Origin of the sequence: Sphingomonas sp. ATCC 31555 (assembly GCF_000282895.1) — a bacterium.
Classification (GTDB): domain Bacteria; phylum Pseudomonadota; class Alphaproteobacteria; order Sphingomonadales; family Sphingomonadaceae; genus Sphingomonas.
On the sequence record NZ_ALBQ01000005.1, the window covers coordinates 158,848 to 171,835 of the forward strand.

Sequence of the window (12,988 nt, forward strand, 5' to 3'; positions counted from 1 at the left end):
CAGAGCAGAGAGCGCGAGATGATCACCGACGCGGAGGCCATTGCCGCCGCGCTTCGCTTCGCTGGCGAGCGGCTGGACATGCAGGGCGAGGTCGACATCGAGACGCGACGGGAACGTGTTGCCGCCGCGGATGTCGTAACCGTGCGCGTACGAGAGCGGCAAACAGGGCCGGACGCGTGGATGGAGATTGACTGGGCGCCGGTGTCGTATTTCGTCGATGCGAACTGCGGAGCCGTTATCGGCGTCGCGACCGAGCGTTCAACCCCGATGCTGCGGCGAAGCGATTGAAACGTGGCGGTATGGACGGGGGGCTGTGTGAGGGACCGGTCGCAACCGGTCCCGACAACAGCAGATGGCTCCCCGAGTAGGATTCGAACCTACGACCATTCGATTAACAGTCGAATGCTCTACCGCTGAGCTATCGGGGACCACTCTGGTCAACCCCTTGGCGGTGCGTCACCGCGTCGGGAGGCGCGCCTATAGCAGCGGGTTTTCGGACTTTGCAAGCGCCTTATGCAATGAATTGCTCCATCGTTATGCGATCGTCCAGCGCGTGTTCCGGATCGAACAGCAGCGTCAGGTCGCGCACCCGATCGATTTCGACGTGGACATGCGCCACTTCGCGGATTTCGCGCTGATCGGCGACGGCGCTCACCGGCCGCTTTTCGGCCTCGAGCACGCGGATATCGATGCGGCTCTTCTCCGGGAGGATCGCACCACGCCAGCGGCGCGGGCGAAACGGGCTGATCGGCGTGAGCGCGACGAGCGCCGATCCGAGCGGCAGGATCGGGCCCTGGGCCGAGAAATTATAGGCAGTGGAGCCGGCCGGGGTCGCGACGAGCAGGCCGTCGCACACCAGCTCGGGAATCACGATTCGGCCGTTGATCGTAACTTCCAGCTTGGCGGTCTGGCGGGTTTCGCGAAGCAGCGATGCTTCGTTGATCGCGGGCAGCACGCAGGTTTCGCCTTCGACCGTGGTCGCCGTCATCGCCAGCGGCGCGACGCGGAAGGGGCGGGCGCGTTCCAGCCGCTGGGTAAGCCCGTCGAGCCGCCAGTCGTTCATCAGAAAGCCGACGGTCCCCAAATTCATGCCGAACACCGGCAGCAGCTGGCGGCGTTCGAGCATTGCGTGCAGCGTCTGCAGCATGAAGCCGTCGCCGCCGAGCGCAACGACTTCCTCGGCCGCGTCGATCGGCACCCAGTCATAGGCTTGGCGCAGCTCTTCCGCCGCCGTCTGCGCGGGCGCGGTGGGCGATGCCAGCAATGCGCGCGGCTTGGCCACGCTCATCCGCCGGTCACGCTCATGTGGCGCCCCACGGCGGGCGCGGCGCCTGCCTCGATGCGGAAATCATGACGCTCGGGCTTGGCGGCAAGCGCCCGATCGATCGCTTCGTCCACTGCCTCTATTCCCCCCTCGCGAATCGCGGCTTTCAGGTCCACCGAGTCCTCATGCCCCAGGCACATGTGCAGCCGTCCATCGGTCGATAGCCGCACGCGGTTGCAGCTTGCACAAAAATTGTTGGTCAGCGGCGAAATCAGGCCGAGCCGGCTGTCGCTGCCGCCCACCCGCCAATAGCGGGCGGGCCCGCCGCTATCGTGCGCGTCGGCGGTGAGCGCGAACTGGGTCTTGAGCCGGGCGAGCACGTCCGGAAGCGGCAGGAAGCGATCGGCGCGATCTTCGTCGATCATGCCAAGCGGCATGGTTTCGATCAGCGACAAATCCATGCCGTTCTCGGCCGCCCAGGCGAGCATGGGCGCGATCTCGTCCTCGTTCAGGCCGCGCAGCGCTACCATGTTGATCTTCACCCGCAGGCCGGCGTCGCGCGCCGCGTCGATTCCCGCGAGCACCTGCGCCACATCGCCATGGCGGGTGATATAGCGGAATACTTCGGGGTTGCGGCTGTCCAGGCTGACGTTCACGCGGCGCACGCCGGCGGCGAACAGCGCTTCGGCATGCTCCTCCAGGCGAGTCGCGTTGGTGGTCAGGGTGAGTTCGCGCAGGCCGTTGCCGATGCGCTGGCCGAGTTGTTCGACCAGCGTCACCATGTTCCGCCGGACCAGCGGCTCGCCTCCGGTAAGCCGGATCTTGGTGACGCCGCGCTCGATGAAGCGCGCAGCGATCTGGCCCAGCTCCTCGAGGCTCAGTACCGCATGACGGGGCAGGAAGTGCATATGCTCCGCCATGCAATAGCGGCAGCGGAGATCGCAGCGATCCGTGACCGAGATGCGCAAATAGCGAATCGTGCGGCCATGGCGATCGACCAGCGAAGGCGGCGTCGCAGGGGCGGGGGCGCTGGCCATTGTCTCGAGGTAAGGCGTTGTACCGCCTCGCACAAGGCTTGGATGGCGGACCGCGTCGCGAGCCGCTATCGGAACAAGCATGGAAGAAGGCTTCACGATCGTCCAGACCCCCGCCGCTGCGGCTGAAACCCCGGTGTTCGTTCTTTCCTTCCGCCAGCGGGACGAGGTGGCGGCGGCTGCCGCCGGCGGTGGCTGGCGGGTGGTGGCGGCGCGGCGCAGCGAAGGACTGGAGACGCGCTTCCTCGCCAGCGGCGCTTCCGTGGTGGTGATCGACGCCCGCGGCGCGATGAGCGAGGGCTTGGAGGCTGCGCGCCTGCTCGGCGCCACCGTCAAAGCCTATGGCGCGGCCATGCTGATCTTGGTCTCGCAAAGCGACACGGTGCACATGGGTCGCTTCTTCGAGGCGGGCGCCACGCATTTCCTGGGCAGCCCGATGTCTTCCGCGGCGATCGCGCACGCCATTCGCTTTGCCGAACGCTATGTCGAGCGTCTGTCCGGATGGGCGGGCCAGGGCGGCAGCGTAGCCGATCCGCTCGGCTGGCATTTCGATCGCGAGCTGGGATCGGTGGAGCTGACGCCGGCGCTGGCGCAGTTGCTCGATCTGCCCGAGGCGCCCGGCATGCGCGCGCTGCTGCGGCGGCTGGACGTGTCCGATCGCCGTCTTGCGCGAGCGGCGCTGCGCCGGCTGCGCGATTCGGGCTCTACGGCCTTCGCGCATGATCTGCCCGGCAAGGGCCGCGTGGTGCAGCATCTGCAATATGATGCGGAAACGGGGCGGGTCGATGCGCTGGTCGAGCCGCTGGGCATGGCGCCGGACGCTGGCGCGGTGGTGCGCGACGTGCTGACCGGCGCCCGCGACGCGCCCAGCGCGCGGCGGTGGATCGATCGTACGCTGGGCAAGGGCGAACGCGTCGGCCTCGTGCTGGTGGGCCTCGCCCGGTTCGATACGATCAACACGGCCTATGGGCGCGGCGCCGGCGACGAATTGCTGCGTGGCGTGTCCCGCCGCGTGGCGGAGGCTGCGCGCGAGACGCTGGGCGCCGATGCGGTGGTTTCGCGGATCGGGGGATCGGACTTCCTCGCCGCTGCCGTCGATCCCGGCACAGCGGCGTTGCGCACCGCCGCGCGGCGCATCGAAGAGGCGCTCGCCCGGCCGTTCGTTGCGGCGGGGGAACTGGTCCATCTCGGCGCGCGAGTGGTGTTGACCGAGAGCGTGGCAGGCGACGGCGCCGCCGCGCTGCTCCGGCGCGCGAGCGAAACGCTGTTGGGCGAGGGCGTCGCGCGCACGGGCAGCGGCCCTTCGATCGAATCGCTGATCGGCGATCTGCGCCGCGCGATGGAGCGCGGCGAGATCGGGGTGCTGTTCCAGCCGCAGCTCGAAGTGGCGACGGGGCAGATCGTCGGGGTGGAGGCGCTGGCGCGCTGGCAGCACCCGCAGCATGGCGAAATCGGCGCGGAAACGCTGTTTGCCGCCGCTGAACGCGCCGGGCTTTCCGGCGTGCTGAGCGAGCATGTGCAGCGTCGCGCGCTCAGCATCGCCGCCAAATGGCCGCGTTCGCTGGAGCATATCCGTCTTTCGATCAACGTCACGGCGGGAGATGTCGGGCGGGTCGGCTTTGGCGAAAGCCTGCTCGGCTGGATCGATTCGGCGGGGTTCCCCCGCGGGCGGCTGACGATCGAGATCACCGAAAGCGGGATCATGGCCGATCTTAGCGACGCCGCGCGTCTGCTATCCAACCTGCGTACGGCGGGATGCCGCGTGGCGATCGACGATTTCGGCACCGGCTATTCCAGCCTGGCCTATCTGAAGGCGCTGCCGCTCGACTATCTGAAGATCGACAAGAAGCTGTCGAGCGAGATTACCGGTTCGGCGCGCGACCGGATCGTGGTGCGCGGGGTGATCGACATGGCGCGATCGCTGGGTCTTTCCGTTGTCGCCGAAGGCGTGGAGACGGAGGCGCAGCTCGACATGCTGGCGAAGGAAGGCTGCCAGTATTTCCAGGGGTTCCTGTGCTCGGGTCCGATCGACGTACCAGCGCTCGCGGCGCTGGTACGCGATTGGTAGGGCGATGGATTACAAGTCCGGCCGGGTCAGCGCGGCGACCGCGGCCGCCGGAAGCTGACGGAAGTCGCCGCCGCGGGCGCCGACATTGGTGCGGAACTGTGCGGCGAGCGTCGCCAGTTCGCCGACTTCGCTGCTCAGATTTTGGGCGGCGGCGGACGTTTCCTCCACCATCGCGGCGTTCTGCTGGGTGGCGCGATCCATGGCGCCGACGGCGTTGGAGATTTCGCTGATCGCGGTGGACTGGGCGGCATTGTCGGTGGCCATGCTGCCCAACAGATCATGGACCTGGCTGACATCGCCCGAAATGTTGGCGAGCGCACCGTCCACCTTCTGCACCGCGTCCACGGCCGTCACGATTTCCGCCTGGGTCATCGTCAGCTGTTCGCGGGCGCGCCCGGCCTCTTCCTCGGCGCGCATCGCCAGGGCCGAGACGAGGTCGGCGACGACGGCGAAGCCACGACCGGCTTCCCCGGCGCGGCCCGCTTCCACTGCGGCGTTCATGGCCAGAACCCGCGTCTGGAACGCGATCTTGTCGAGGCCCTCGATCACGCTGTCCGTGCCCTTGGCTGCTTCCGAAACGCGCCCCATCGCCTGCACGGCCTCGTCGACGATCCCGCGCCCTTCCTTGACGGTGGAGATCGCCTGATCGGCGCGGCCCACCGTGTGCTTCGCCGCTTCGGCGGTGGAGCGGAAGCGCGTTTCCATCTGTGTCACCGCAGCCGTGGTTTCCTCCAGCGAGGCGGCATTGCCCTGGGTGCGGCGGGACAGGTCCTCCGACGCCTGCGAGATTTCGCTGATGCCGGAGCGGATGCGTTGGGTGCCCTCGCTGACCGAGCCGATGATGTCGCGGATGCGCGTCAGCGTGCGATTATAGCTGCTCTCGAGCGCGGCGAAGCTCTTGGGAAGTCCGCTCAACTCGTTGGTCAGATCGCCTTCTGCAAGCGCGTTGAGCGCGTTCTCGAACGAGGCGATCGCCGCATCGCGCTCCGCCTGGGCTTCCTCGAAATAGATCGACAGCGACACTTCCATGTCGAGCAGCGCGGCCTTCACCAGCGCGATCGTCGCCTGTTCGGAGCTGGGGCCGCGGAACAGTCGCATCAGGCGCTTGAGCGGGCTGTTGAGCCGGTGAACGCCGGTGATGAGGTGGTGGAGAACGATGGCATAGCTGCCGACATACCAGCGCGGCTCCAGGCCGATTTGCGCATGGGTAGAGCCGATACGGCGGGCACTGGCATAATATTCGTGGTTGAATTCGGCGGCGGCGATGCGGGCCCAGTGCTTCTGCTGGGCGCTCTTCGCCTTGTCCATATGGGCGCGATCGCGGAAGAACTTCGCGGTTTCCGGTGTGCGGCCGGCGCGCGCATAGAAGTGGTCGAGCGCGCTGCCCAAGGTGGCTTCCACCCAGGGCTGCGTCGCGCGAAGCGTTTCGCACTGCTTCTCGTCCAGTTCCATGAAGCTGAGCCGCGACATCATCTGTTCAGCCACTGGTCTAATCCCCTTAGTACGACTGCTGCGCCCCCGGTTGCCGAGGCTCGGCTGACCGGTTTTCTACATCATAGTATGTCCGGAGGGACACGTGAGGGGCTTAAGTATAATTCCGGTGTTTCGCGTATGTGAGTCAGATACATCTTCGCATATATGAATATTATCCGATGAGGCTGCTATCATCGAAAGTATGGAGCCCGCTGCGCGATCAGGAAGTTGTTTTTAGTCGTTGGTATTGTCTGTCTCAGACGTACAGGGAATTAAGAAATATGTTGGTTTTAATCGCTCTCTTGAAGATCTTGTCAGCAGCGGATCTGCCTGCGATCGATGCGGCGATGGCCGAGAGCGTGGCGGGCTGGAATGCCGGCGATGTCCAGCGTTTCATGCAGATCTATTCCGACGATGCCGACACCAGCTTCGTCCAGGGCGAAGGGCTGGTCCGCGGCAAGGCGGCGATGACCGCCCGCTATCGCGCCAAATACGACTTTGCCGATCCCGCCAAGCGCGGCTCGCTGACGATCGAGCGGCTGGACTATCGTCCGCTCGGGCCCGGCTATGCCCTTTATATCGGGCGCTACACGCTGCGCTACCCGGACGGGCACAGCGCTTCCGGACCCACCAGCCTGGTGCTGCACCAGGAGGCCGGCGGGTGGAAAATCATCGCCGATCACAGCAGCTGAGGCGGGTCAGCCGGCCGCCCTCGCCAGCCCGCGCGAAAGCTGCAGCGCACCGTGCAGCCGCGCGGCCGGATTGGCCCAGGCGCGGTTGATCACCAGCTTCATGTCCGGCCGCAGCCGCGCCGTCTCGCCCAGCTTTTCGACATAGGCGATCAGCCCCGCCGGATTGGGGAAGCGGTCATTGTGGAAGGTGACCAGCGCGCCCTTCGGCCCCAGGTCCAGCTTGGCGATGCACGCCTGTTTGGCGTTGAGCTTGGTCTCGATCAGGCGCAGCAGGTTTTCGGTCGGCTCGGGCAGCTTGCCGAAACGGTCGATCAGCTCGGCGGCGAAGCTTTCGATGCCGTTGCTGTCCTCCACGTCGTTCAGGCGGCGATACAGCCCCATGCGCAGGTCGAGATCGGGGACATAGTCCTCCGGGATGAGGATCGGCGCGTCGACGGTGATCTGCGGCGAGAGATCCTTGGGCCGGCTCTCGTCGCGCAGGCCCCCGGCCTTGGCGTCGAGGATCGCCTCTTCCAGCATCGACTGATAGAGTTCGTAGCCCACTTCCTTGATGTGGCCCGACTGCTCGTCGCCGAGCAGGTTGCCGGCGCCGCGAATGTCGAGGTCGTGGCTGGCGAGCTGGAAGCCCGCGCCCAGGCTTTCCAGGTCGGAAAGCACCTTCAGCCGCTTCTCCGCCGCTTCGGTCATCTGCCGTTCCGGCGGGGTGGTCATATAGGCATAGGCGCGGGTCTTGGCGCGCCCGACGCGGCCGCGCAGCTGGTAGAGCTGCGCCAGGCCGAATTTGTCCGCGCGATTGATGATCAGCGTGTTCGCGCTCGGAATATCCAGCCCGCTTTCGACGATCGTGGTCGAGACCAGCACTTCGAACTTCTTGTCGTAGAAGGCGGACATCCGCTCCTCGACTTCGGTGGGCGACATCTGGCCGTGAGCCACGACATAGCGGACCTCGGGCACGTCGTTGCGCAGGAACTCCTCGATCTCCGGCAGGTCGGCGATGCGGGGGGTAACGAAATAGCTCTGGCCGCCGCGATAATGTTCGCGGAGCAGCGCCTCGCGCAGCACCACCGGATCCCAGGGCATCACATAGGTGCGCACCGCCAGGCGATCGACCGGCGGCGTCTGGATCACCGACAGTTCGCGCAGTCCGCTCATCGCCATCTGCAGCGTGCGCGGGATCGGCGTGGCCGTGAGGGTGAGGACGTGGACGTCGGTCTTCAGCGCCTTCAGCCGTTCCTTGTGGGTGACGCCGAAGCGCTGTTCCTCGTCGACGATGACGAGGCCGAGACGCTTGAAGTCGATGGTCTTGGCCAGCACGGCATGGGTACCGACCACCACGTCGATCGTGCCGGCCGCAAGGCCTTCCTTCACCTTCTTCGTCTCGGCGGCGGTGACAAGGCGGGAAAGGCGGCCGATCTCGATCGGGAATCCTTCGAATCGCGCCTTGAAATTGTTGTAATGCTGCCGGGCAAGCAGCGTCGTCGGGCACACCACCGCCACCTGCATGCCCGCCATCGCCGCGACGAAGGCGGCGCGCAGCGCGACCTCGGTCTTGCCGAAGCCGACATCGCCGACGACGAGCCGGTCCATCGGCCGTCCGGCGGCGAGGTCCGCCAGCACGTCGCCGATCGCGCGATCCTGGTCGTCGGTTTCCTCATAGGGGAAGCGATCGACGAACGCCGGATAGCCGCCATGATCGGGCTCGGCGACATCGGCGCCGCGGGTGGCGCGCAGCGCGGCGGTGGCGATCAGCTCGCCCGCTATCTCGCGAATCCGCTCCTTCATCCGCGCCTTGCGGCGCTGCCAGGCTTCGCCGCCCAGCTTGTCGAGGCTCGCACCTTCCTCGCCCGAGCCGTAGCGGCTCAGCACTTCGAGATTCTCGACCGGAACGTACAGCTTGTCGCCGCCGGCATATTCCAGCGCGACGCAGTCGTGCGGTGCCTTTTGCACCGGGATCTGGGTCAGCCCCTCGTAGCGGCCGATCCCGTGATCGAGGTGAACGACCAGGTCTCCGGGCGAGAGCGTCGCCAGTTCCTGCAGGAAGGCGTCGGTGTTTTTGCGCCGCTTCGATCGGCGGACCAGCCGGTCGCCGAGCATGTCCTGTTCGGTAAGTACCGCGACGTCGGGCGCGGTGAAGCCGTGGTCGAGCGGCAGGACGATCAGCGCCACCTGCAGCCCGCTGCCGTTCGGGTTGGCGACGCCAAGCGCCGGTTGCCAGCCATCCACCGGCACGGCGCCGGTAAGGCCGTGATCCTCCAGCAGCCCCTTCAGGCGCTCGCGCGCGCCGTTCGAATAGCTGGCGAGCACCGGCTTGCGGCCCTGCTTGCGCAGCCCCTTGAGGTGCGCGACCACCGCTTCATACACGTTGCTTCCAGCGGCGCGTTCCGGCGCGAAATCGCGGGGGCCGTCGACGCCGAATTCCACGACCCGGTCGGATTCGGGTTCGTGGAAGGGCGTCGCGAGGTGGATCGGGCACGCGTCGACCTGGGCCTGCCACTCCTTTGCAAGCAGATACAGATCGCCGGCCTTCAGCGGGCGATAGCTGCCCGGGTCGGCAGACTGCGCCCGGATGCGGTTTTCCTGGTAATCCTTGATGGCTTCGAAACGCTGCTCGGCGGCGGCCGGCGCTCCGCTGTCGCGGACGATAACGGCATTGTCGGGCAGGTGATCGAACAGCGTTTCCAGCCGTTCCTCGAACAGCGGCAGCCAATGCTCCATCCCTGCCAGCCGCCGGCCCTCGCTGATCGCCTGGTACAGCGGATCGCCGGTGGCGGTGGCTCCGAAGCGATCGCGATATCCGGAACGGAAGCGCTTCACGCTTTCTTCGTCCAGCAACGCTTCGCTGGCGGGAAGCAGGGTGAACCCTTCGACACGTCCGGTGGTGCGCTGGTCCTGCGAATCGAAGGTGCGAACGCTTTCGATCTCGTCGCCGAAGAAATCGAGTCGCAGCGCTTGCTCGGCGCCGCTGGGGAACAGATCGACCAGGCCGCCGCGCACCGCGAACTCGCCATGATCGTTGACCGTCTCCACCCGGACATAGCCGTTCGCCTGCAGCAGCGCGGTAAGGCGGTCGAGTCCGATCCGCTCACCCGGCGCCAGCCGCGCGACCAGCTGGCGGATCCGGAACGGCGTCAGCGTCCGCTGGGTGGCGGCGTTGACCGTGGTGACGAGCAGGCGAGGGGCCTCGCTCTTGCCCTGCAGCGCGTAGAGCGTCGCCAGCCGCTCCGCCATCACCCGCAGGGTGGGGCTGGCGCGATCATAGGGCAAACAATCCCATGCCGGGTAGGTCAGCACCTCCAGCTCCGGCGCGAAATACCCCGCCGTGCCGGCCACCGCCCGCATCGCCGCTTCGTCGGCGGCAATGAACACGGCGATCCGGCCGGCGCGGGCAAGATCGGCCAGCATCCAGGGCAGGAACCCGCCCGGCACGCCGGCGAGCGTGAGCGGATGCTTGGCGGAAAGGATCGTCTTCAGATCAGGCATGGGGTCTCGTGTCGGTGTGCGGTGCGGCCATCCTCACCCTTTCCACCGCCTTAGGAGCGGGCCCTATACTCCCTCTCTCCTTGGCAGCGGGGAGGGAGGCGCGCAGCGCCGGAAGGGCGAGGGTGAATGGCCAGATCAGTGCTTACTCGGAAATAGGCACGTAGTTCAGCGTCTTGAGTGCGCTCAGGATCGTGCCGCGGTAGCGCTCGGGTGCCTCGGCGGTTCCCATCGCCCACGCCATGATGTCGACATCCTGTTCCTCGAGCAGCGTTTCGAACAGGGCGATCTCATCGTCGTTCCAGCGCTCGCCGTGCTGGTCGAAAAAACCGCCGATCAGCAGATCGGCTTCCTTCGTGCCGCGATGCCAGCTGCGAAAGCGCAGGCGCTTGAGGCGGGTCTCTCGGTCCATGGGCGCTCCAACGGCAAGGGGCCGACATCGCCGGGAGAGCGGTCGGCCAGGGGTTCCGTCGCATCAGATAGGTGCGGCGGTGGCGATTGGCCAGCGCGGATATGGCCGTCCCATTGGGCAGGTTGTTAACGTTGATGTGGTCTAACCCCCAACATCACGCCTGTATGGGGACGAGTCGAATCATGAGTGAATTTCTGAACAACCGCCCGCGTTTCGTGATGCTGAAGTCGATTAACGGCGAGCCCATGCTAGTCAACGTTTCCTCCGTCCGCACCGTCTCCACGATCAACATGGCGGGTGCTGATTTCGGTGTCATTTCGTTCGGCAAGGAACATGAAGTCGTCATCGGCTCGTCTGTGCCGGAAGTGGTGCAGGCGATCGAAGCGGCGCTTGCGAACAATAGCTCCATCTTCACCGCCGCCTGAGCGGGTTTGTCAGTCGCATCGCCCCGCGATAGGGCGGGGGGATGCGACCCGAGCTTCTCAATCCCCTGTTCGCCGAGGTCACGGCGCTGAAAGGCATCGGCCCGGCGCTTGCCAAGCCGATGGAGCGGCTTGGGCTGGCGCGGGGGGTGGATGTCGCATTCCATCTGCCGACCGGGTTCGTCGATCGCCTGCCGCGCGCCGAACTGGACATGGCCGATTCGGGCAAGGTGATCGCCATCACGCTCACGCCCGTACAGTATCGCTTCGGCGGCGGCGCCCGTTCGCCGGCCAGGGTGCAGGCGGTGGACGCCAGCGGAAACCATGTCTCCCTTGTCTATTTCGGCGGCAGTTCCGGCTGGGCGAAGAAGCAGCTGCCGCTGAACGAACCCCGCTGGGTTTCGGGCAAGCTGGAGCATTATGGGCAGGAACTGCAGATGGTCCATCCGGACCATGTGCTGCCGCTCGACCAGGTGGACGGCGTCGGCGGGCGCGAGGCGATCTATCCGTGTTCGGAAGGCATCACCTCGAAGCGAATCGCCGCGCTCGCGGCCCAGGCGATCGAGCGGGCACCGGACCTGCCCGAATGGATCGAACCCAGCCTGAAGGCGCAGAAGGGCTGGCCGGACTGGCGAGACGCTCTGGCGCGGATCCATGCCGATCCCGCAGACGCCAAGGCGCGCGAGCGGCTGGCTTATGACGAAGTGTTCGCCAATCAGTTGGCGCTGCTGCTGGTGCGTGGCGAGGCGCGAGCGAAGCGGGGGCGGGCGCTGACCGGCGACGGGCGGCTGCGCGATGCGCTGAAGCTGCCCTATGCCCCCACCGGCGCGCAGGCGCGCACGATCCGCGAGATCGAAGGCGATATGGCGCAGTCGCAGCCGATGTTGCGGCTGCTGCAAGGCGATGTCGGGTCCGGCAAGACGCTCGTGGCGACGATGGCGCTGCTGATCGCGGCCGAGGCCGGGGCACAGGGCGCGCTGTTGGCGCCGACCGAAATTCTCGCACGACAGCATTTCGAGACGCTCAGCCGCACGTTGGGCGGGCTGGGAATCAACGTCGCGATCCTCACCGGCCGCGATAAGGGCCGCGTGCGGGAGGCGACGCTGATGGGGCTGGCGGCCGGCGAGATCGACATCCTGATCGGCACCCATGCGATCTTTCAGGAAGGCGTCACCTATCGCGACCTGGGGCTGGTGGTGGTGGACGAACAGCACCGCTTCGGCGTGGCGCAACGCATGATGCTGCAGGCCAAGGCCGGGCGGCCGCCGCATCTGCTGGTGATGACCGCCACGCCGATCCCCCGCACGCTCACGCTGGCGCAATATGGCGAGATGGATGTGAGCCGGCTCGACGAGATGCCGCCCGGCCGCCAGCCGATCGAGACCAGCGTGATCTCGGAGGAGCGACTGGGCGAGGTCGTCGGTGGGCTCGGTCGGCATCTGGCGGGTGGCGGGCAGGCCTATTGGGTCTGCCCGCTGGTGGAGGAGAGCGAGAAGAGCGATCTTGCCGCCGCCGAAGCGCGCGCGACCGAGCTGCAGGCCCATTTCGGCGACAAGGTCGGGCTGATCCACGGACGCATGAAGGGGCCTGAGAAGGACGCGGTGATGGCGCGCTTCGCCGCGGGCGAACTGGGCGTGCTGGTCGCGACGACGGTGATCGAAGTGGGCGTCGACGTGCCCAATGCGACGCTGATCGTGATCGAGCATGCCGATCGCTTCGGCCTCGCCCAGCTCCACCAGCTGCGCGGGCGGGTCGGGCGGGGCGGGGGGCGTTCGGTCTGCGTCCTGCTGCGCGGGAATCATCTCAGCGAGACCGCGCGGGCGCGGCTGGCGCTGATGCGCGAGAGCAATGACGGGTTCCGCATCGCCGAGGAGGATCTGCGGCTGCGCGGGGCGGGCGAACTGCTCGGCACGCGCCAGTCGGGCGACATGCAGTTCCGGCTGGCCGAACCGGACATGCTGGGCGCGCTGCTGCCTGCGGCCAATGGCGATGCGCGGCTGCTCGTCGACCGGGACGGCGGGTTACATGGCGAGCGGGGGCAGGCGGCGCGGCTGGCGCTGTACCTGTTCGAGCGCGACGCTGCGGTGGGTCTGCTCCGCGCCGGCTAGAGCGTTTTCCGATCAATCTGGATCATATCCGCAGGAAC

General features: G+C 66.8%; 10 protein-coding genes and 1 tRNA gene. 5 read left to right on the plus strand and 6 right to left on the minus strand.

The features are described 5' to 3' along the window. Positions 1-18 precede the first annotated feature (18 nt). Positions 19-288 carry a hypothetical protein gene (locus tag B215_RS19495; RefSeq protein WP_019368140.1) on the plus strand — a complete coding sequence of 90 codons (270 nt, stop codon included), beginning with the start codon at positions 19-21 and terminating at the stop codon, positions 286-288. 65 nt (positions 289-353) lie between these two features. On the opposite strand, the gene B215_RS0102950 is transcribed toward B215_RS19495, so the two are convergent. The 3 genes from B215_RS0102950 to moaA form a co-directional block, all read right to left on the minus strand. Continuing rightward, a tRNA-Asn gene (locus B215_RS0102950) sits at positions 354-428 on the minus strand. 83 nt (positions 429-511) lie between these two features. Next, complete coding sequence (locus B215_RS0102955) at positions 512-1,288, minus strand: NAD kinase (protein WP_019368141.1); 777 nt, start codon at positions 1,286-1,288, stop codon at positions 512-514. Then, the gene (gene moaA, locus B215_RS0102960) at positions 1,285-2,301 is read right to left on the minus strand and encodes a GTP 3',8-cyclase MoaA (RefSeq protein ID WP_019368142.1); all 1,017 of its coding nucleotides are present in this window, start codon (positions 2,299-2,301) and stop codon (positions 1,285-1,287) included. The genes B215_RS0102955 and moaA overlap by 4 nt, the downstream gene beginning before the upstream one ends. A 79-nt stretch (positions 2,302-2,380) precedes the next feature. Between moaA and B215_RS0102965 the strand changes: the two genes are divergently transcribed. After that, a complete protein-coding gene (locus tag B215_RS0102965; protein ID WP_019368143.1) occupies positions 2,381-4,366 on the plus strand; it encodes a putative bifunctional diguanylate cyclase/phosphodiesterase in 1,986 nt (661 codons plus the stop codon). A gap of 9 nt (positions 4,367-4,375) precedes the next feature. On the opposite strand, the gene B215_RS0102970 is transcribed toward B215_RS0102965, so the two are convergent. Then, the gene (locus B215_RS0102970; protein WP_019368144.1) at positions 4,376-5,839 is read right to left on the minus strand and encodes a globin-coupled sensor protein; all 1,464 of its coding nucleotides are present in this window, start codon (positions 5,837-5,839) and stop codon (positions 4,376-4,378) included. A 302-nt stretch (positions 5,840-6,141) separates the two neighbouring features. On the opposite strand from B215_RS0102970, the gene B215_RS0102975 reads away from it, so the two are divergent. Continuing rightward, positions 6,142-6,531, plus strand: coding sequence for an SgcJ/EcaC family oxidoreductase (locus B215_RS0102975; protein ID WP_019368145.1), 390 nt, complete (start codon positions 6,142-6,144; stop codon positions 6,529-6,531). A gap of 6 nt (positions 6,532-6,537) precedes the next feature. On the opposite strand, the gene mfd is transcribed toward B215_RS0102975, so the two are convergent. Then, positions 6,538-10,011: a transcription-repair coupling factor gene (mfd, locus tag B215_RS0102980; protein WP_019368146.1), complete on the minus strand. Its 3,474-nt coding sequence runs from the start codon at positions 10,009-10,011 to the stop codon at positions 6,538-6,540. Positions 10,012-10,153: 142 nt separating this feature from the next. Next, a complete protein-coding gene (locus B215_RS0102985; RefSeq protein WP_019368147.1) occupies positions 10,154-10,420 on the minus strand; it encodes an FAD assembly factor SdhE in 267 nt (88 codons plus the stop codon). Positions 10,421-10,602: 182 nt separating this feature from the next. On the opposite strand from B215_RS0102985, the gene B215_RS0102990 reads away from it, so the two are divergent. Both B215_RS0102990 and recG read left to right on the plus strand, forming a co-directional pair. Beyond that, positions 10,603-10,845, plus strand: a complete 243-nt coding sequence (locus tag B215_RS0102990) for a hypothetical protein (RefSeq protein ID WP_019368148.1) — start codon at positions 10,603-10,605, stop codon at positions 10,843-10,845. Positions 10,846-10,886: 41 nt separating this feature from the next. Beyond that, entirely contained in the window at positions 10,887-12,950 is a 2,064-nt protein-coding gene (recG, locus tag B215_RS0102995) for an ATP-dependent DNA helicase RecG (protein WP_019368149.1), read from the plus strand. Positions 12,951-12,988 lie beyond the last annotated feature (38 nt).

Excerpts from the sequence above, each read along its gene's own strand:
- mfd (WP_019368146.1), bottom strand. The coding sequence starts at position 10,011 with ATGCCTGATCTGAAGACGATCCTTTCCGCCAAGCATCCGCTCACGCTC.
- B215_RS19495 (WP_019368140.1), top strand. The coding sequence starts at position 19 with ATGATCACCGACGCGGAGGCCATTGCCGCCGCGCTTCGCTTCGCTGGC.
- moaA (WP_019368142.1), bottom strand. The coding sequence starts at position 2,301 with ATGGCCAGCGCCCCCGCCCCTGCGACGCCGCCTTCGCTGGTCGATCGC.
- B215_RS0102990 (WP_019368148.1), top strand. The coding sequence starts at position 10,603 with ATGAGTGAATTTCTGAACAACCGCCCGCGTTTCGTGATGCTGAAGTCG.
- B215_RS0102955 (WP_019368141.1), bottom strand. The coding sequence starts at position 1,288 with ATGAGCGTGGCCAAGCCGCGCGCATTGCTGGCATCGCCCACCGCGCCC.
- B215_RS0102965 (WP_019368143.1), top strand. The coding sequence starts at position 2,381 with ATGGAAGAAGGCTTCACGATCGTCCAGACCCCCGCCGCTGCGGCTGAA.
- B215_RS0102970 (WP_019368144.1), bottom strand. The coding sequence starts at position 5,839 with ATGATGTCGCGGCTCAGCTTCATGGAACTGGACGAGAAGCAGTGCGAA.
- B215_RS0102985 (WP_019368147.1), bottom strand. The coding sequence starts at position 10,420 with ATGGACCGAGAGACCCGCCTCAAGCGCCTGCGCTTTCGCAGCTGGCAT.
- recG (WP_019368149.1), top strand. The coding sequence starts at position 10,887 with ATGCGACCCGAGCTTCTCAATCCCCTGTTCGCCGAGGTCACGGCGCTG.